Annotated in this window: 5 protein-coding genes; all 5 read left to right on the top strand. The window is 75.4% G+C overall.

The features are described 5' to 3' along the window. Positions 1-4 precede the first annotated feature (4 nt). The 5 genes from HHX33_RS36605 to HHX33_RS28715 all read left to right on the top strand — a co-directional run bounded on the left by HHX33_RS36605 (position 5) and on the right by HHX33_RS28715 (position 21130). Positions 5-12526, top strand: coding sequence for a type I polyketide synthase (locus tag HHX33_RS36605; RefSeq protein WP_259402966.1), 12522 nt, complete (start codon positions 5-7; stop codon positions 12524-12526). 29 nt (positions 12527-12555) lie between these two features. Then, a complete protein-coding gene (locus HHX33_RS28700; RefSeq protein WP_182877336.1) occupies positions 12556-18183 on the top strand; it encodes a type I polyketide synthase in 5628 nt (1875 codons plus the stop codon). A 183-nt stretch (positions 18184-18366) separates the two neighbouring features. Continuing rightward, a complete protein-coding gene (locus HHX33_RS28705) occupies positions 18367-18552 on the top strand; it encodes a hypothetical protein (RefSeq protein WP_182877337.1) in 186 nt (61 codons plus the stop codon). Positions 18553-18573: 21 nt separating this feature from the next. Next, entirely contained in the window at positions 18574-19845 is a 1272-nt protein-coding gene (locus HHX33_RS28710; RefSeq protein ID WP_182877338.1) for an activator-dependent family glycosyltransferase, read from the top strand. Between the two features lie 37 nt (positions 19846-19882). Then, positions 19883-21130 carry a glycosyltransferase gene (locus tag HHX33_RS28715; protein ID WP_182877339.1) on the top strand — a complete coding sequence of 416 codons (1248 nt, stop codon included), beginning with the start codon at positions 19883-19885 and terminating at the stop codon, positions 21128-21130. Positions 21131-21205 lie beyond the last annotated feature (75 nt).

Genomic DNA, 21205 nt, shown 5'->3' on the forward strand with positions numbered 1-21205 from the left:
GGCGATGCGGGCGGACGTCAAGGTGCTCCCGGTGGACTACGCCTCCCACTCGGCACACGTGGAGGCCATCCGCGACGAACTCGCCGAGGTCCTCGCCCCCGTCACCCCCCACACCACCGACGTGCCGTTCTACTCCACCGTGACCGGGCAGCGCCTGGACACGGCCGGGCTCGACGCGGGCTACTGGTTCCGCAACCTGCGCGAACCGGTCCGCCTGGACGCCGCCGTGGGCGCCCTGCTCGACGACGGCGTCAACGCCTTCGTCGAGGCGAGCCCGCACCCCGTGCTGACGGCGGGCCTCTCGGACCTCGCGGAACGGGCCGGGCGGGACGTCGTCGCCGTGGGATCACTTCGCCGCGACGACGGCGGGCCCCGGCGCCTCCTCACCTCGGCGGCGGAGGCGTGGACGCGCGGCGCGCCGGTCGACTGGACGCCGGCCTTCGGCCCGGAGCCCCGCGTGGTGGGCCTGCCGACCTACGCGTTCCAGCGGGAGCACTACTGGCTCGACACCCCCGTCCCACCGGCCGCCTCCCCCGTGGACGACTGGCGTTACCGGGTCGAATGGCGGGCCGTCGCGGAGGACGAGGCGCCCCGGCTGCGCGGGACCTGGCTCGTGGCCACGGGGGACGAGCCGGCCGGCCCGGTCACGGCCGCGCTGGTCACCGCATCACTGGCCGCCGCCGGCGCGACCGCGGTCGCCGTCCCCGTGGAGTCGCTGCCGGAGGTCGCGGCCGGCACCCCCGGACTGGCCGGCGTGCTCTCGCTCGCCGCGCTCACCGACTCCGACCCCTTCGGCGTCACGCTCTCCCTGATCCAGGCCGGTCTGACGGCGCCGCTGTGGGTCGCCACCCGCGGCGCGGTGGCCGTGGACTCCCCGTCCCCGCGTCAGGCGGCCGTCTGGGGCCTCGGCCTGGTCGCCGCGCTGGAGCACCCCGGCCGCTGGGGCGGCCTGATCGACCTGCCGGACGACACCGAGATCAACGCCGACACCGACGCGGCGGTCTACCGGCGCCTGGCGGCCGTGCTGGCCGCCGGCGGCGAGGACCAGGTCGCGATCCGGCGCGAGGGGGTCCTCGGCAGGCGGCTGACGCGGGCTCCCCGCGCGGACCGGACGCAGGCCACCTGGCGGCCCCGCGGGACCGTGCTGATCACCGGTGGCACCGGGAACGTCGGCGCGCGGATCGCCCGCCGCTTCGCCGCGGACGGCGCCGAGCACCTGGTGCTGACCGGGCGGCGCGGCCCGGACGCGCCGGGCGCCGCCGGCCTCGCGGCCGAGCTGACCGCGCTGGGCGCGCGGGTCACGATCGCCGCGTGCGACGCCGCCGACCGCGCCGCCCTCGCGGAGCTCGTCGCCTCGGTGGAGGCGGACGGCCCGATCCGTACGGTGGTGCACGCGGCCGGGATCCCGCACTGGCGGGACCTGGAGGACCTGACCCCGGCCGAGGCCGCCGAGGTGATGCGCGGCAAGGCGGTGGGGGCGGAGAACCTGGACGAGCTGTTCGACCGGGATCTCGACGGCTTCGTGCTGATCTCCTCGGGAGCGGGCGTGTGGGGCGGCGGCGGCCAGGGCGCCTACGCGGCCGCGAACGCCGTGCTCGACGCGCTGGCCGTGCGGCGCAGGTCGCGCGGGCTGCGCGCGGTGTCCCTGGCCTGGGGCGTGTGGGCCGGCAGCGAGAGCGGCGCCGACGGCATGGGGGAGCGGCTGGAGCGGCTCGGCCTGCGGCCGATGCGCTCCGGCGACGCGCTCACGGCGTTCTACGAGGCGCTGTCGGACGACGAGACCTTCCTCTCGGTCGCCGACGTGGACTGGGCCGCCTTCGCCCCGGCGTTCACGGTCGGCAGGCCGAGCCCGCTGATCTCCGAACTGCCCGAGGTCCGCCGGGCGCTGTCCCCGGCACCCGCGGCGCCCGTGCCGTCCGCCGGGCTCGGCGTGGTCGCGGCGGCCGACCGCCGCAGGGCCGTACGCGAACTGGTGTCCGGCACGGTCGCCGCGGTGCTCGGGCACACCGACGCGGCGAAGGTGACGGGACGGACGTTCCGGGAGATGGGCTTCGACTCCCTGACCGCCGTGGACATGCGGACCAGGCTGGCGGCGGCGACGGGGCTCACCCTGCCGAGCAGCCTCGTCTTCGACTACCCGACGCCGGAGGCGCTCACCACCCACCTGCTGACGCGCATGTACGGCGACGCGGCCGAGTCGCGTCCCACCGCCACGATCGGGGCCGTCGCCGACGAGCCGATCGCCATCGTCGGGATGAGCTGCCGTTTTCCCGGCGGGGTCCGGTCGCCGGAGGACCTCTGGCGGCTGGTGGACCAGGGGGTGGACGCGATCACGGAGTTCCCGCGCGACCGCGGCTGGGACCTCGAAGCGATCTACCACCCCGACCCCGACCACCCCGGCACGACCTATGTGCGGCACGGCGGCTTCGTGGCGGACGTCGCCGGCTTCGACGCCGCGTTCTTCCGGATCGCGCCGCGCGAGGCCCTGGTGATGGACCCCAAGCAGCGCCTGGTGCTGGAGACCTCCTGGGAGGCCTTCGAGCGGGCCGGGATCGACCCGACGGCGCTGAACGGCACGAGCACCGGCGTGTTCGTCGGATCGAGCAGCCAGGAGTACGGGCCGAGGCTGGAGGAGGTGCCCGCGGAACTGGAGGGCCACGTCGTCACCGGCAATCTGGACGCCGTCCTGTCCGGGCGGGTGGCGTACTCGCTGGGCCTGGAGGGCCCGGCGCTGACGGTGGACACGGCGTGTTCCTCGTCGCTGGTGGCGATGCACCTGGCCGCGCAGTCGCTGCGCCGGGGCGAGTGCACGCTGGCATTGGCCGGGGGCGCGGCGGTGATGGCGAACCCCGGCGTGTTCTTCGAGTTCAGCCGCATGCGCGGGCTCTCCCCGGACGGCCGGTGCCGGTCCTTCGGGGCGTCCGCCGACGGCACGGGCTGGGCCGAAGGAGTCGGCATGCTCCTGCTGGAGCGGCTGTCGGACGCCCGGCGGAACGGGCACGAGGTGCTGGCCGTGATGCGTGGATCTGCGGTGAACCAGGACGGCGCGTCCAACGGGCTGACCGCGCCGAACGGGCCGTCCCAGCAGCGGGTGATCCGGGCCGCGCTGGCCGACGCGGGCCTGGAGCCGTCCGATCTGGACGCGGTGGAGGCGCACGGAAGCGGCACCACGCTCGGCGATCCGATCGAGGCGCAGGCGCTGGTCGAGACGTTCGGGCGGGACCGCGACCGGCCGCTGTGGCTGGGTGCGCTGAAGTCCAACATCGGCCACACGCAGGCGGCCGCGGGTGTCGCCAGTGTGATCAAGATGGTCGAGGCCATGCGGCACGGGGTGCTGCCCCGGACGTTGAACGTGAGCGCGCCGAGCTCGTACGTGGACTGGTCGGCCGGGGCGGTGTCGCTGCTGACCGAGCCGGTGGAGTGGCCGGTTACGGGCGGGCCCCGGCGGGTGGGGGTGTCGGCGTTCGGGGTGAGCGGGACCAACGCCCATGTGGTGCTGGAGCAGGCCCCGGAAGCCGAGCCGGAACCGGCGCCGGAGCGGGAGTGGCGGGGTCCGGTCCCGCTGCTGGTGTCGGGGCGCGGCGCGGAGGGTTTGCGCGGGCAGGCGGAGCGGCTGCGGTCGTTCCTGGAAGCACGGCCGGAGGTGGCCCTGACGGACGTCGCGGTCTCGCTGGCCGGTCGCGCCGCGCTGGAGGACCGGGCCGTCGTCCTCGGCGGCGATCGGGACGAGGTGCTGGCGGGTCTGGCGGCGGTGGCGCGCGGCGCGTCGGCGGCCGGTGTGGTGCGGGGCCCGGCCGGCCTGGACGGTCCGGACGGCGACCGGGGCGTGGTGTTCGTCTTCCCCGGCCAGGGGTCGCAGTGGGCGGGGATGGCGGTGGAGCTCGCCGAGTCCTCGCCGGTGTTCGCCGCGCGGCTGGAGGAGTGCGCGCGGGCGCTGAGCCCCTACGTGGACTGGTCGTTGCGGGACGTGCTGGGCGACGCCGAAGCCCTGCGGCGGGTCGACGTCGTGCAGCCGGCGCTGTTCGCGGTGATGGTGTCGCTGGCCGAGGTGTGGCGGTCGTTCGGGGTGACGCCCTCGGCGGTGGTCGGCCACTCGCAGGGAGAGATCGCCGCGGCCTGCGTGGCGGGCGCGCTCAGCCTGGAGGAGGCCGTGCGCGTCACGGTCCTGCGCAGCCAGGTGATCGGCCGGTCGCTCTCCGGCCGGGGCGGCCTGGTGTCCGTGCCCGCGCCGCTCGCCGAGGTGGAGGAGTGGCTGGCCGGGCGGGACGGGCGGTTGTCGGTCGCGGCGGTCAACGGCCCGCACGCCACCGTGGTCGGCGGCGACCCGGAGGCGCTGGAGGAGGTCCTGGCCCGATGGGACCGCGCCCGGCGGGTGCTGATCGACTACGCGTCGCACACCCCGCAGACCGAGGCGGTGCGGGACGAACTGCTGGAGGTGCTCGGGCCGGTGGCGGCCCGTGACGGCGAGGTGCCGTTCTTCTCCACGGTCACCGGCGGCTTCGTCGAGGGCGCGGCGCTGGACGCGGAGTACTGGTACGGGAACCTGCGCGGCCCGGTCCGCTTCGACCTGGCGCTGCGCGCGCTGGCCGACCACGTCTTCGTCGAGTGCAGCGCCCACCCGGTGGTCACGGCGGGCACGGACGTCGTGTCGGTGGGGTCCCTGCGGCGCGGCGACGGCGGCGTCGGCAGACTCCTGACATCGCTGGCCGAGGCGCACGTGCGGGGCGTCCCGGTCGACTGGCGGAGCGCACTGGAGGGCGCGGGCCGGCGGGTGGACCTGCCGACGTACGCCTTCCGGCACCGGCGCTTCTGGCTCGACGGCGCGTCCGCCTCGCAGACGATGGTGGACGCGACGACCCGGCTGGCCGGCTCGGGCGGCGTGCTGCTCACCGGCCGGCTGTCCACCGGCACGCGGCAGTGGATCGCCGACCACCGGGTGCTGGGCACGGTGCTGCTGCCCGGCACGGCGTTCGTCGAGTTGGCCGTCCGGGCCGCCGACGAGGCCGGCTGCACGATGGTCGACGAGCTCACGCTCGAAAACCCCCTGGTGTTCCGGGACGGCGGCCTGGTCGACATCCAGGTCGGCGTCGGCGCCCCCGACGACTCCGGGCGCCGCTCGCTCGCCGTGCACTCCCGCGCGAGCGGCGAGACGGAGTGGACCCGGCACGCCACCGGGACGGTGAGCCGGGACACCGCCGCCGCCGAGCCGATGCCGTGGCCGCCGCCGGACGCCACACCCGTCGACCTCGCCGAGGTGCGCGCCGCGCTCGCCGCCCACGGGTACGACTACGGCTCAGCCTTCGGCGGGCTGCGCCGGGCGTGGCGGCGGGACGGCGAGTGGTTCGCCGAGGCGGCGTCGCCCGCCGGGCTCGCGTCCGAGGGGTTCGTGCTGCACCCGGCGCTGCTGGACACGGCCCTGCAGCCCGCCGTCCTGGAGCTGACCGGTACCCCGCGGCTGCCCTTCGCATGGCAGCGGGTGTCGGTGCACGCGGCGGGAGCCACCACGGTCAGGGCCCGGCTGACCCCGTCCGCCGACGGCGTCTTCTCCCTGCACCTCGCCGACGACGAGGGCCGGCCGGTGCTGACGGCGGAGTCGGTCGTCATGCGGCCGGTTCCCGAGAGGATCGGCGCCGCCACCCCCCTGCTCGTCGTGGACCGGGTCCCCGCGGAACTCCCCGCCGCCGAGCCGCGTGCCGCCGAGCCGCTGACGATCACGTCGGCGGACCGGGTCGACGAGCGCACCGAGGCGGCGGACGTGGTGCTCCTCACCGGTGCCGGCGACGTGCTGGGCTCTCTGCAGGCGTGGCTGGCGGACGAACGGTTCGCCGGCTCCCGGCTCGTGGTGGCGACCACGAACGCCGATCACGATCCGGCCGCCGCGGCCGTCGCCGGGCTCGTCCGGTCGGCCCAGGCGGAACACCCGGGCCGGATCGTCCTGGTCGACGCGGACACCGCCGTCGACGGGCTGGTCGCCGGGATCCTCGCGATGGACGAGCCCGAGGTGACCGTACGCGAAGGAGAGGTCTTCGTCCGCCGCCTGAAGCGGGTCACCGCGGAGGGCTCCGTCTGGTCGGCGGACGACTGCGTGCTGATCACGGGCGGCACCGGGACGCTCGGCGGCCTGATCGCCCGGCACCTGGCCACCGCGCACGGGGTCCGCCGCCTCGTCCTGGCCGGTCGCCGGGGGCCGGAGACACCGGGCGTACGCGAACTGGTCAAGGAGGTGCCGGCCGAGGTGACGGTCGTCGCGTGCGACGTGACCGACCGGGAGGCGCTGGCGCGGGTGCTGGCCGACCACCCGGTCACCGCCGTCGTGCACGCCGCCGCCGTGCTCGACGACGGCGTGATCCAGTCGCTGACGCCCGAACGGATGGCGCGGGTCCACGACCCGAAGGTGCTCGCCGCGCGTCACCTCGACGAGCTGACCCGAGGCCGCGACCTGACCGCATTCGTCCTGTTCTCCTCGGCGGCCGGGGTGTTCGGCGCGGCCGGGCAGGGCAACTACGCCGCCGCCAACGCGGCCCTCGACGCGATCGCCCGCGCGCGGCGCGCGGACGGGCTCCCCGCGACCTCCCTGGCCTGGGGACAGTGGGCCGAGACCAGCGCCATGACCGAGGGGCTGGCCGGCGCCGACCGCGCCAGGCTGGCGAGGTCGGGGCTGTCCCCGCTGGCCACGGACGAGGCGCTGGCGATGTTCGACGCCGGGGTGGCGGGCGGGCAGGCGGCCTACGTGGCCGCGCGGCTCGACACCGCCCGGGTGCGGGCGTCGGAGGCGCATCCGCTCCTGCGGGGCGTCGTACGCGGACCGCTTCGCCGTGCGGTCTCCGGCGGAGCGGGAGGAGAGTACGGCCGTCAACTGGCGGCCCTGCCCGAGGGCGAGCGGGCGGGCGCGGTGCTGCGCCTGGTGCGTGAGCGCGTCGCCGACATCCTGCGGCACCACAGCCCGCAGTCGGTGGAGGCGGGCAGGTCGTTCGACGAGCTGGGCTTCGACTCGCTCACCTCGGTGGAGCTGCGTAACTCGCTCAACACCGAGCTGGGCCTGAAGCTGCCCGCGACGGTCGTCTTCGACCATCCGAGCCCCGCCGCGCTCGCGGAGCGGCTCATGACGGAGCTGACCGGCGCCGGCACGGGGCGGCCGGGGCAGGCGGCGCGGGCCGCCGTCCGGGAGCCGGCCGCCGGCAAGGCCGCCGCCCCGGCCGTCGGCTCCACCGACGACCCGATCGCCGTCGTCGGGATGAGCTGCCGCTATCCCGGCGGCGTGCGCACCCCGGACGACCTGTGGCGGCTGCTGCTCGACGGCCGCGAGGGCATCTCCGCGTTCCCGGCCGACCGCGGCTGGGACCTGGCGAACCTGTTCGACGACGACCCCGACAGCCACGGCCACAGTTACGTGCGCGCGGGCGGGTTCCTGCACGAGGCCGGAGACTTCGACGCCGCCTTCTTCGACATCTCCCCGCGTGAGGCGCTCGCGATGGACCCGCAGCAGCGGTTGCTGCTGGAGGCCTCGTGGGAGGCCGTCGAACGGGCGGGGATCGACCCCAGGTCGCTGCGCGGCAGCCGTACGGGCGTGTTCGCCGGGATCATGACCGGCGACTACGCCATGCGGATGCGGCGGGTGCCCAAGGACGTCGAGGGCTACCTCGGGAACGGCAACACGGGCAGCATCGCGTCCGGGCGGGTGGCGTACTCGCTGGGCCTGGAGGGCCCGGCGATGACGGTGGACACGGCGTGCTCCTCGTCGCTGGTGGCGATGCACCTGGCCGCGCAGTCGCTGCGCCGGGGCGAGTGCACGCTCGCGCTGGCGGGCGGCGTGACGGTGATGTCGAGCCCGGCGTTCTTCGTCGAGTACAGCAGGCAGCGCGGGCTGGCGCCCGACGGGCGGTGCAAGCCGTTCAGCGACGACGCCGACGGGACCGCCTGGGCCGAGGGCATCGGGATCGTGCTGCTGGAGCGGCTGTCGGACGCCCGGCGCAACGGGCACGAGGTGCTGGCCATGCTGCGCGGGTCGGCGGTGAACCAGGACGGCGCGTCCAACGGGCTGACCGCGCCGAACGGTCCCTCGCAGCAGCGGGTGATCCGGGCCGCGCTGGCCGACGCGGGCCTGGAGCCGTCCGACCTGGACGCGGTGGAGGCGCACGGCACCGGCACCCGGCTCGGCGATCCGATCGAGGCGCAGGCGCTGGTCGAGACGTTCGGGGAGGACCGCGACCGGCCGCTGTGGCTGGGCGCGCTGAAGTCGAACATCGGCCACACGGGGGCAGCGGCGGGCGTCGGCGGGGTCATCAAGATGATCCAGGCCATGCGGCACGGGGTGCTGCCCCGGACGTTGAACGTGAGCGCGCCGAGCTCGTACGTGGACTGGTCGGCCGGGGCGGTGTCGCTGCTGACCGAGCCGGTGGAGTGGCCGGTCACCGGCGGGCCCCGGCGGGTGGGGGTGTCGGCGTTCGGGGTGAGCGGGACCAACGCCCATGTGGTGCTGGAGCAGGCCCCGGAAGCCGAGCCGGAACCGGCGCCGGAGCGGGAGTGGCGGGGTCCGGTCCCGCTGCTGGTGTCGGGGCGCGGCGCGGAGGGTTTGCGCGGGCAGGCGGAGCGGCTGCGGTCGTTCCTGGAAGCACGGCCGGAGGTGGCCCTGACCGATGTGGCGGTCTCGCTGGCCGGTCGCGCCGCGCTGGAGGACCGGGCCGTCGTGCTCGGCGGAGACCGGGAGGAGGCGCTGGCCGGCCTGACCGCGATCGTCGGCCAGGACACGGCCGCCAACGTGCTGAGCGGGGCGACGCCCGCCGACCGGGGCGTGGTGTTCGTCTTCCCCGGCCAGGGGTCGCAGTGGGCGGGGATGGCGGTGGAGCTCGCCGAGTCCTCGCCGGTGTTCGCCGCGCGGCTGGAGGAGTGCGCGCGGGCGCTGGAGCCCTACGTGGACTGGTCCTTGCGGGAGGCGCTCGGCGACGCGGCGGCCCTGGAACGGGTCGACGTGGTCCAGCCCGTGCTGTGGGCCGTGATGGTGTCGCTGGCCGAGGTGTGGCGGTCCTTCGGGGTGACGCCCTCGGCGGTGGTCGGCCACTCGCAGGGAGAGATCGCCGCGGCGTGCGTGGCGGGCGCGCTCGGCCTGGAGGACGCCGCCCGGATCGTGGCGGTGCGCAGCCAGGTGATCGCGCGGTCCCTGGCCGGGCACGGCGGCATGGCGTCGGTGCCCGCGCCGCTCGCCGAGGTGGAGGAGCGGCTGGCCGGTCAGGACGGCCGCTTGTCGGTCGCGGCCGTGAACGGCCCGCACGCCACCGTCGTCGGCGGCGACCCGGAGGCGCTGGAGGAGGTCCTGGCCCGATGGGACCGCGCCCGGCGCATCCCCGTCGACTACGCCTCCCACTCGGTTCACGTCGAGAGCATCGAGGACGAACTGCTGGAGGCGCTGGGGCCGGTGGCGGCCCGCGACACGCAGGTGCCGTTCTTCTCCACCGTCACCGGCGGCTTCGCCGAGGGCACGACGCTGGACGCGGAGTACTGGTACCGCAACCTGCGCAGCCCGGTCCGCTTCGACCTGGCGCTGCGCGCGTTCGAGGACCATGTCTTCATCGAGTGCAGCGCCCATCCCGTGCTGACGGGCGTCGCCGACGGCGTCACGGCCGTCGGGACGCTGCGGCGCGGCGACGGCGGTCTCCGGCGGCTCCACACCTCGCTGGCCGAGGCGTACACGGCGGGAGCGGGTGTGGCGTGGCGGGCCGCGCTGGAGGGCGCGGGCCGGCGGGTGGACCTGCCGACGTACGCCTTCCAGCACCGGCGTTACTGGCTCGACGCCGGGGGCGCCGCGGACGTCTCGTCGGCGGGCCTCGACTCCGTCGACCACGCCATGCTGTCCGCGGCGGTGTCGCTCGCGGCCTCCGACGGGCACGTCTTCACCACGAAGGTGTCCACCGGCGCGCATCCGTGGCTGACCGGCCACACCGTCCGGGGCTCGGTCGTGGTGCCCGGCACGACCTTCGTCGAATGGGCCGGCCGCGCGGGCAGCGAGACCGGCTGCCCCTTCGTCGAGGAGCTCACCATCCTGGCCCCTCTGGTGCTGGAAGGAGACGGCGCGACGCAGGTCCAGGTCACCGTGGGCGCGGGTGACGAGGACGGCCGCAGGTCCGTCGCCGTGCACGCGCGCGCCGACGGCGGCGACTGGACGTCGCACGCCACCGGGACCCTCGCGCCCGGCTCCCCGGAGCGGCCCGGCGACCTCACCGAGTGGCCGCCGCCCGGCGGCGAGCCGCTCGATCCCGCCGATCTCTACGACCGTCTCGCCGCCACCGGGCTGGGGTACGGCCCGGCGTTCCAGGGCGTACGGGCCGCCTGGCGGCGCGGCGAGGAGATCTTCGCCGAGATCGAGCCCCTCGGGGAGCTCGACGCGACCGGGTACGTCCTGCATCCGGCGTTGCTCGACGCCGCGATGCATCCCCTCGCCCTCGTGACCGAGGCGGACACGCCGATGCTGCCGTTCTCGTGGTCCGGCGTGGCGCTGCACGCCACCGGCGCGACCGCCCTGCGGGTGCGGATCACCCCCACCGGCGCGGACGGGTTCGCGCTGCTCGCCACGGACGCGTTCGGCGAACCGGTGGCCACGGTGTCGTCGCTGCTCCTCCGCGCGATGGACCCGCCCAGAGGCGACCACCTCTATCGCACGGAGTGGACGGAGCTGCCGGTCCCCGGGACCCCGGCCGCCGGACCCTGGGCGGTCGTCGGCGGCACACCCCTCCCCGGGATGGAGGCCTTCGACGGCGTCGCGGAACTGCGGGCGGCGATCGAGGCCGGGCTGCCGGTCCCGGCGGTCGTGTTCGCGCCGATCGAGCACGCTGCCGAACCCCCTGCCGAACCCGGTCTTCCCCTCGCCGTACGGTCCGTGACCGGTCACGTGCTGCGGCTCGTGCAGACGTGGATCGCGGACGACGCGTTCGACGAGTCGCGGCTGGTGCTGGTCGGCCGGGAGGCGGCCGAGGCGGAGCCCGCCGCGCTCGCCCGCGCCGCCGCCTGGGGGCTCGTGCGGTCCGCCCAGGCGGAACACCCCGGCCGGTTCCAGCTCGTGACCGTCGACGTGGACGAGCCCGGCCCCGAACCGCTGAAGGCCGCCGCCGCCCACGACGAGCCACAGGTCGCCGTACGCGACGGGGTCGTGTACGCGCCGCGCCTCGTCCCCGCAGCGGACGCCACGACGGACGCTGTGGCCGACGCCGCGACGGGTGGCCGCGGCTGGGAACCGGACGGAACCGTGCTGATCACGGGTGGCACCGGCACGCTGGGCGGGCTGGTCGCCCGGCACCTGGCGGCCGAGCACGGGGTCCGGCGGCTCGTGCTGGCCGGCCGGAGCGGTCCGGCGGCCGACGGCGCGGAGAAACTGGCCGCCGAACTGGCGGAGCTCGGCGCGGAGGCGGTGATCGTCGCGGCCGACCTGGGCGACCGGGACGCCGTGGCCGGCCTGCTGGCGGCGCATCCGGTCACCGCGGTCGTCCACGCCGCCGGTGCGCTCGACGACGGGGTGGTCGCGTCGCTGACACCCGAGCGCCTGGACGCCGTGTTCCGGGCCAAGGTGGACGCGGCGTCGCACCTGCACGAGCTCACCCGCGACCTCGATCTCACCGCGTTCGTGCTGTTCTCCTCGGCCGCCGGGGTCCTCGGCGCGGCGGGCCAGGGCAACTACGCGGCGGCCAACGCGTTCCTGGACGCGCTGGCCGCGCACCGCCGGGCGCTCGGGCTGACGGCCACGTCGGTCGCCTGGGGAATGTGGGAGGAGACCAGCGGGCTGACCGGCGGTCTCGGTGAACAGGACCGCAGGCGGATGGCCGCGTCCGGGGTCGTCCCGCTGACCTCGGCGCAGGGCCTCGCGCTGCTCGACGCCGCGGTCGCGCTGGGCGAACCGGCACCGGTGGCGGTGCGGCTCGACCTCGCGGTGCTGCGCGGGCGGGCCCGGGACGGCGTGCTGAACGCGCGGCTCCGGGCCCTCGTGCCCGCCGTGTCCCGCCCGGCGGGCGGAGGCGGCACGGGCGGCGGGAACGGAAACGGCGCGGGCGGCCACGGCCTGCTGCGCCGGATCGGGAGCCTTCCCGAGGCGCAACGCGAGCAGGCGGTCGTCAGGGCCGTCCTCGCCGAGACGGCGGTGGTGCTCGGCCACCGCCCGGGGGATCTCACGCAGGCGGACCGGCGCTTCAGGGACCTCGGATTCGACTCCCTCACGGCGGTCGAGCTGCGCAACCGGCTGCGGACGGCGACCGGGCTGAAGCTGCCGGCCAGCCTGGTCTTCGACTACCCGACCCCCCGCGCGATCGCCGAGTTCCTGCTGGCCGAACTGGCCCCGGCGCCGGACGAGGCCGCCACCCGGGACGCGGGGATCCGCGCCGCCCTCGCGGCGATTCCCCTGGACACCCTCCGCGACAGCGGCCTGCTCGACCGGCTGCTCCATCTCGCGGGGCAGCAGGGGGCCGAGGACCGGCACGACGACGAGCAGATCGACTCGATGGACGCCGAGGCCCTGATCGCCATGGCCAACAGCGTCACTGACTGATGACAACAGCCGTTCGGAAGGCGCCATCCATGACCAACCAGGACAACCGCGTTCTCGACGCCCTGAGGACCTCGCTGAAGGAGACCGAACGGCTGCGGCGTCAGGTGGCCGCGTCCCGGGAGCCGGTCGCCGTCGTCGCGATGAGCTGCCGCTACCCGGGCGGCGTCACCAGCCCCGAGGACCTCTGGCGGATGGTGTCCGCCGGCGAGGACGCGATCGGCGGGTTCCCGGACGACCGCGGCTGGGACCTGGCGAACCTGTTCGACGACGACCCGGACAGTCACGGGCACAGCTACGCCCGTGAGGGCGGGTTCCTGGACGGCGTCGCCGGGTTCGACCCCGAGTTCTTCGGCATCTCGCCCCGGGAGGCGCTCACGCTGGACACCCAGCAGCGGCTGCTGCTGGAGACCTCCTGGGAGCTGTTCGAGCGGGCCGGGATCGACCAGGCGTCGGTCCGGGGCAGCCAGACCGGCGTCTTCACCGGCGTCATGTACAACGACTACGCCGTCCGGGTGCGGCCCGTGCCCAAGGAGGTGGAGGGGCACCTGGGCAACGGCAGCGCCGGCAGCCTCGCGTCCGGCAGGGTGGCCTACACCTTCGGTCTGGAGGGGCCCGCCATCACCCTGGACACCGCGTGTTCCTCCTCGCTCGTGGCGATCCACCTCGCGGTCCAGGCGCTGCGCCGGGGAGAGTGCGCGATGGCGCTCGCGGGCGGCGTGACGGTGATGTCGACCCCCGTCCTCTTCGTGGAGTACAGCAGGCAGCGCGCGCTCGCGCCGGACGGGCGCAGCAAGCCCTTCAGCGACGACGCCGACGGCACCTCGGGGGCCGAGGGCGTGGGGCTGGTGCTGCTGGAACGGCTGTCGGACGCCCGGCGCAACGGCCACCGGGTGCTCGCGGTGATCAGGGGCACCGCCCTGAACCAGGACGGCGCCTCCAACGGCCTCACCGCCCCGAACGGCCTGGCGCAGCAGCGGCTGATCCGCGCGGCGCTGGCGGACGCCGGGCTGGCGCCGTCGGACGTGGACATGGTGGAGGCGCACGGGACGGGCACGCGTCTCGGCGACCCCATCGAGGCCCAGGCCCTGATGGCGGCGTACGGACAGGACCGCGAGCGCCCGCTGTTCCTCGGCTCGGTGAAGTCGAACATCGGCCACACCCAGGCCGCCGCGGGCGTCGCCGGTGTGATCAAGACGGTGGAGGCGATCCGGCACGGCGTGCTGCCCAGGACCCTCCACGTCCGTACGCCCAGCTCGCGGGTGGACTGGTCGGCGGGTGCGGTGTCGCTGCTGACCGAGCCGGTCGAGTGGCCGGGGACCGACCGGCCGAGGCGCGGGGCGGTGTCGTCGTTCGGCATCAGCGGCACCAACGCCCACGTCATCCTGGAGCAGGCCGACGAGCAGCCGGCCGAGCACCCGGTCGGGCAGCGCGGTGAGCGGCCGGACAGGAGCCGCGGCGAGCAGACCGGCGAGTCGTCCGGGGAGGCACTCGGAGAGACCTTCCGGGAGGCGCTCACCGTGACCGGGCCGGGGACGCCGGAGATGTTCGCCTGGCCCGTCACCGCGCACGACGAGCGCGCCCTGCGCGGGCAGGCCGACCGGCTGCGCGCCTTCCTGGCTGAGTCGGACGCGTCCGCCGCCGACGTCGGGTGGTCCCTGGCGACGACCCGGTCGGCGCTGGAGCACCGCGCGGTGGTCCTCGGGCCGGATCGCGCCGGAATGGCCGACGGCCTCGCGGCACTGGCGGAGGGCAGGCAGGCGCCCGGCGTCGTACGCGGCCGGGTGGCCGAGGGCGGCGTGGTCTTCGTGTTCCCGGGTCAGGGGCAGCAGTGGGCGGGGATGGCGGCGCGGTTGCTGGTGGAGTCGCCGGTGTTTGCGGCGCGGGTGGGGGAGTGTGTGGCGGCGTTCGAGCCGTTGGTGGATTTCTCGTTGCTGGAGGTGCTGCGCAGCGGTCCCGGTAGTGGTTCCGGTGGGGGTGTGGGTGGGGGTGCCCGTGGCTTGTTGGAGCGGGACGAGGTGGTGCAGGCGGCGTTGTTCTCGGTGATGGTGTCGCTGGCGGAGGTGTGGCGGTCGGTGGGGGTGGTGCCGTCGGCGGTGGTGGGGCATTCGCAGGGGGAGATCGCGGCGGCGTGTGTGGCGGGGGCGTTGAGTTTGGGGGATGCGGCGCGGTTGGTGGTGGCGCGGGGCGGTCCGATCCGGCGGGTGCTGGCGGGTCGTGGGGGGATGGTGTCGGTGGGGTGCTCGGCGGGGGAGGCCGAGGCGTTGGTGGGGCGGTGGGGTGGGCGGTTGGTGGTGGCTGCGGTGAACGGGCCGCGGTCGTGTGCGGTGTCGGGGGAGTTGGCGGCGCTGGCGGAGTTGACCGCGTGGTGTGAGGGGTCGGGGGTGCGGGTGTCGCGGGTGGCGATCGAGTATGCGTCGCATTCGCCGCAGGTGGAGGCGGTGCGGGAGGACTTGGCCGGGGCTTTGGCCTTTGTGGAGCCGCGTGTGTGTGGGGTGGGGGTGTATTCGACGGTGACCGGGGGGTTGGTGGGTGGGGAGGAGTTGGGTGGGGGGTATTGGTTTGAGAATTTGCGGCGGCCGGTGGATTTCGCGGGTGCGGTGGGGTCGTTGCTGGGTGATGGTTACCGGTTGTTCGTGGAGTGTGGGGCGCATCCGGTGCTGGGGTTGGGGTTGCGGGGGGTTGTCGAGGAGGCGGGTGTCGAGGCGGGGGTGGTCGGCTCGTTGCGCCGGGGTGATGGTGGTTTCGCTCGGTTTGTGGCGTCGGCGGCCGAGGCGTACACCCACGGCGCCACCGTCGACTGGACCGCCCTTCTCGGCGGCGGAGGGAAGACGATCGACCTGCCCACGTACGCGTTCCAGCGGCGCCGGTTCTGGCTCGACGCCCCCGCGCGGAGGGAGCGGGACGCCGCGGGGCTCGGTCTGTCCGAGCCCGGCCACCCGCTGCTCGACGCCGCGGCGCCGCTGCCGGCCTCCGGCGGCTTCCTGTTCACGGCGAAGCTCTCCCTCGGCACGCATGCCTGGCCGGCCGACCACGCGGTGCACGACGTCCCTCTCCTGCCCGGGACGGCGCTGGTCGAGCTCGCCCTGCACGCGGGCCGGCAGACCGGCTGCGACCTGCTCGAAGAGCTCACGCTGCAGTCGCCCCTGGCCCTCCCGCCCGACGGCGGAGTGCGGCTGCAGGTCGTCGTCGACGCGCCGGACGACGCGGGACGCCGCAGGATCGCCGTGTACTCCCTCGGCGAGGACGAGCCCGACGACGCCGGCTGGACGACGCACGCCGTGGGCTTCCTCGCGTCCCGGCCCGGCGGCGAGGCCGTCTCGCTCACGCGCTGGCCGCCGCCCGCCCCCGAGCTCGACGTCGACGGCCTGTACGACCGTCTCGGCGACAGCGGATTCCACTACGGCCCCGCCTTCCAAGGGCTGCGCCGGGTGTGGAGACAGGGGGACGAGACCTACGCGGAGGTGAGCCTGGCACAGGACGCCGCCTCCGGTGCGGCCGCCTTCGACATGGCCGATGGGTACGGCCTGCACCCGGCCCTGTTCGACGCGGCGCTGCACGCGATGTTCGTCGGCCGTGACGGGGACGGCGCGCCGGCGCCGCGGCTGCCGTTCTCCTGGACGGACGTCGCACTCCACCGGTCGGGCGCCACGGATCTGCGCGTCCGCATCGTGCAGCGGGGCGAGGAGGCGTGCTCGCTCGACATCTGCGACGCGCGAGGCGTGCCGGTCGCCTCGGTGGGATCCGTCGTGGCCAGGCCGTTCTCGGCCGACCGGCTGCCCGGGACCCGCGCCCCTGGCGCGGACTGCCTCTTCCGCCCGCAGTGGGTGCCCGTGGACGCGCCGCCCGCCGCCGCGATCCTCTTCGCCGACGACCTCGACGACGTGCCCGAGCAGGTGCCCGCCGCGGTCGCGATCGCGCTGAGCGCCGCTGCTGGAGAGGCGGCCGACCGAGACGCCGGCGGAGATGCCGACGGAGAAGGGGACGGCGACACGGCGGCGGCCGCCCGCCTGAACACGCGCCGCGTCCTGGCCCTGGCGCAGCGGTGGCTGGCGGAGGAACGGTTCGCGGACGCGAAACTGGTCGTCGTCACCCGGGGCGCGGAGGGCGACCCGGGACAGGCGGCGGTATGGGGACTGGTCAGGGCGGCGCAGGCCGAGCACCCCGGCCGCTTCGTACTCGTCGACGTCGACCGCGACACGGACCGCGATCGCGGCCGGGACGACTACACGGCGGCAGTGGCCGCGGCGGTGGCGACGGGGGAACCGCAGCTGGCCGTACGGAACGGCAGGCCGTACGCCCTGCGGCTGACGCGGGTGCGGGAGGCGCCCGCCGCACCGTCGCGTCCGCTCGACCCCGAGGGCACGGTGCTGATCGTCGGCGGCAGCGGCGGCCTGGGCCCGGTGGTGGCCCGGCACCTGGTCGCCGCGCACGGCGCGCGGCACCTGCTGCTCCTGTCCCGCCGTGGCTCCGCCGCGCCTGGGGCCGACGAACTCGCCGCCGGCCTCGCCGAGGCGGGCGCGTCGGTGACGTTCGCCGCCTGCGACGCCTCCGACCGTGGGGAGCTGGAAAGGGTCCTCGCGGGACTCGACCACCCGCTGACCGCGGTGATCCACGCCGCGGGGGTGGTCGACGACGGGGTGGTCGAGTCGCTCACGCCGGAGCGGATCGACACGGTGTTCGCGGCGAAGGTGGACGCCGCGGTGAACCTGCACGAGCTGACGCGTGACGCCGACCTGTCCGCGTTCATCCTGTTCTCCTCGGCGGCGGGCACGTTCGGCGGGCCGGGCCAGGGCAACTACGCCGCGGCCAACGCCTTCCTCGACGCGCTCGCGGTCCGGCGGCGGGCCGAAGGACTGCCCGCGGCGTCGCTGGCCTGGGGTGTCTGGGCGGAGGCCGGCGGGATGGCGGGCCGCGCGGGCGAGGCCGGCGGGCGGGGCCGGATGGCCCGCAGCGGGGTCCTGCCGATGTCCGCCGAGCTGGGCCTGGCGTTGTTCGACGCGGCCGTCGCCCGTGACGACGCCGTCCTGGTGCCGATCCGCCTCGATCTCGGTGAGGTGTCGTCCTCGCTGCTGCGCGGCATGACCCGGAGGCGGACGGCGGCGGCCGCGCCCGTGGCGGTGGAGTCGCTGGCGGACCGGCTGGCGGCCATGCCCGCGGCGCGGCGGCATCGGACGCTCACCGACCTGGTCCTCGGGCACGTGGCGACGGTGCTGGGGTACGAGCCGGGCACCGCCGTGGATCCCGCCCAGTCGTTCAAGAACCTCGGGTTCGACTCGCTGCTCGCGGTGGACCTGCGCAACCGGCTCGCCGAGACGACCGGGCTGCGGCTGCCCGCGACGCTGGTGTTCGACCACCCTACGCCGGCGGATCTCGTCGCCTACCTGCGGCCACAGCTACTGACGGACGAACCGGACCCCGACGGGCCCGGCGCGGCCGAGGCGCTGCTGGCCCGGCTCGACGACCTGGACGAGGCTCTCGGCTCGCCGGCCGTGACGGACGCGGAGCGAGCGGCGCTCGTCGCCCGGCTGAAGGCCCTGACCGCCAGGCACGCCGCGGGCGCGACCGGCGCCTCCGCGGTCGGCTCGGCGGCCGTGGACGACGCCACCGACGACGAGATGTTCGCGCTGATCGACCGGGCGATCGGCGCGGCCTCCTAGTGCGCTGTCCGCCAACGTCCACCGGGGTGGAGGGAGCGGAGCGGAAGGGACCGAGGACCGCAGCGAGGGCCCAGCGAAGCGGGCTTCGCGAGGACCGGAGGTTCCTTCCGGCGCAGTGACCGACCAGGCCGGCGAAGCGCAGTGATGGACTAGGCCGGCGCAGTGACCGACTAAGCCAGCCCGGTGACCGACCAAGCCGGCGCAGTGACCGACCATGTCAGCGCGGTTACCGACAAGGCAGGCGCGGTGACCGACAAGGCAGGCGCGGTGACCGACCCGGCCAAGTTCGCGGACACCTCACTGGGCCTGTCACCAAGGCCCGCTCCCAGGCCTGGCACCGCCTACCAGGTGCATCCGACGACGTCATGAATCCGGAGGAGACTGATCGTTTTGCGTGTTCTGTTCACATCGTTCGCTTTGGACGCCCATTATCTCGGTTCCGTCCCGCTGGCCTGGGCTTTGCGGGCCGCCGGGCACGAGGTGCGGGTGGCGAGTCAGCCCGCCCTCACCCGTACGATCACCGCGGCCGGGCTGACCGCCGTACCCGTCGGCGACGACCGGGAGATGGGCGGGGCGATGTCGGGTGTCGAGGTCGACGACGCCGGCACGCCGTGGAACGCCGTCGACCTCGACCCCGGCCGCCCCGAGGTGCACTCCGCCGAGTTCGTCGGCGCGCTCCACGACATGCTGCCGAAGGCGTTCTTCGCGCACGTCAACGGTGACGCCATGATCGACGACCTGGTGCGCTTCGCCCGATACTGGCGGCCGGACCTGGTGATCTGGGAGCCGTTCACGTTCGCGGGCGCGATCGCCGCCAGGGCGGCGGGAGCGGCGCACGCCCGGCTGCTCTGGGGTGCGGACCTGTTCCTCGACCAGCGGGTGGCGTTCCTGGGCCATCTGGCCGCCCGGCCGGGCGGGCCGCACCGCGACCCCCTCGCCGACTGGCTCGGCGAGGTGCTCGACCGTCATGATCTGACCTTCGACGAGACCGTGGTCCGCGGGCACTGGACGATCGACCAGATGCCGGTCAGCATCCGGCTGCCGCTCGGCGAGCCCACGGTGCCCATGCGCTATGTCCCGTACAACGGCACCTCGGTGCTGCCCGGCTGGCTGCGCCGGCCGCCGGAGCGCCCGCGCGTGTGCGTGACCGTCGGGCTGACCGCCAGGGACGGCGCGGACTACCTCGTCGGTTCCCTCGCGGGCCTGTTCGACGCGCTCGGCGACCTGGACGTCGAGGTCGTCGCGACCCTGAACGCCGAACAGCGCGAACGGGCCGCGACGCTGCCGGACAACGTTCGCGCGGTGGACTTCGTCCCGCTGCACGCGCTGCTGCCCACCTGCTCGGCCATCGCCCATCACGGCGGCGCGGGGACCTGGTCCACGGCGGCCGCGTACGGCGTGCCGCAGTTCGTCTTCCCCTCGGTCTGGGACAACTTCTACCGGGCGCGGCGGACCGCCGAGATCGGCGCCGGACTGATGGTCCCGCAGGACGCGCTGACTCCGGCCGCGCTGCGCGGCGGGCTGGAGCGGCTGCTGGCGGAGGAGCGGTTCACCGACGGCGCCGAGCGGCTCCAGGCCGAGATGGCGAGTGACCCGAGCCCGGCCGACGTGGTGCCCACCCTGGAGAAGCTCACCGCGCGGCACCAGGAGTTCGACGCGTGACCGCGTACGACGGCCGCCCGCAGCCGGGAGGATCCCCATGCGAGTACTGATCGTCGCGCTGGGCACGATGGGCGACGTCGCGCCGTACACAGGGCTCGCGGCCCGGCTGGGGGAGGGCGGGCACGAGGTCGCCGTCGCGGCCTATGCCCGGTTCGCCGGCATGGTCCGCGCCACCGGCGCGGAGTTCCGGGAGGTCTCCGGCGACCCGGCGGCGGCCGGCGGGTGGACCCAGGCCGAGGACGGCAGGCAGGCGATCCGGAGCATGCGGGAGTCGGTGCTCGACCGCGGCCGGGTCATCCTCGACGCCGCCCGGTCGCACCGGCCGGACGTCCTGCTTCTGTCGCTGCCCGCGATGCCGGGGCTTCAGGTAGCCGAGAGCCTCGGCATCCCCTGCGCCGGCGTGTTCCTCGACCCGCTCTATCCCACCGCGGAGTATCCGCCGACCTATCTGCCGATCAGTCGTTCGCTGGGGCCGTGGGGCAACCGTACGGCCCATCACCTGATGAACGGCGTCTTCTCGCTGCTGCTGGACGGCGCGACGAACCAGTTGCGCGCGGGGCTGGGACTGCCCGCGCTGAGCCGGCGGGAGATCGCCCGGCAGATCGCGCGGACGCCGGTGCTGCACGGGATCAGCCCGGCCGCGCTGCCCCGGCCGGCGGACTGGCCGGAGACGATGGAGATGTCCGGCTACCTCTGGCCGGCGGTCGCGCCCGGCTGGCGGCCGCCCGCGGATCTCGCGGACTTCCTCGCCGCGGGGCCGCCCCCGGTCTTCGTCGGCTTCGGCAGCCGGAGCATGTCCGGGCAGGAGGCCGAGAGGATCGCCGGGATCGTCGGCGAGGCGCTGCGGCGCACCGGGCGGCGCGGCGTGCTCCAGGCCGGGTGGGCCGGGCTGACCGGCCACTCCGACGATGTCATCACGATCGGCGAGACGCCGCACGAGTGGCTGTTCCCGAGGATGGCCGCGGTGGTCCACCACGCGGGGGCCGGCACGACCGCCGCCGGGCTCCGCGCCGGCGTGCCCACCGTGACCATCCCCATCCTCGGCTCCCAGCCGTTCTGGGGCGGCCGAATCGAGGCGCTGGGCGCCGGTCCCGCGCCGGTTCCGTACCGGAAGCTCAGCGTCGACCGCCTCACCGCGGCGATCTCCGCGGCGGTGTCCCGGCCCGGGTACCGGGCGGCGGCCGAAGCGCTGAGCGGGCGGATCGCCGCCGAGGACGGCGCCGGGAGGGTCCTCGCGGCACTCGACCGGCTGGCCGGCCGCGCCGCGGCCGACGACCGGACGTGAGACCTGCGAGGTGGCCGGTGCGCCGGCAGCTTCTCCGCCGTTTCTGCCTGGTTCCGCGGAGTGCGGGGGTGAATG

The organism is Microbispora sp. H10670, assembly GCF_014161385.1.
Lineage (GTDB): Bacteria > Actinomycetota > Actinomycetes > Streptosporangiales > Streptosporangiaceae > Microbispora > Microbispora triticiradicis.

Excerpts from the sequence above, each read along its gene's own strand:
- HHX33_RS28700 (WP_182877336.1), top strand. The coding sequence starts at position 12,556 with ATGACCAACCAGGACAACCGCGTTCTCGACGCCCTGAGGACCTCGCTG.
- HHX33_RS36605 (WP_259402966.1), top strand. The coding sequence starts at position 5 with ATGCGGGCGGACGTCAAGGTGCTCCCGGTGGACTACGCCTCCCACTCG.
- HHX33_RS28715 (WP_182877339.1), top strand. The coding sequence starts at position 19,883 with ATGCGAGTACTGATCGTCGCGCTGGGCACGATGGGCGACGTCGCGCCG.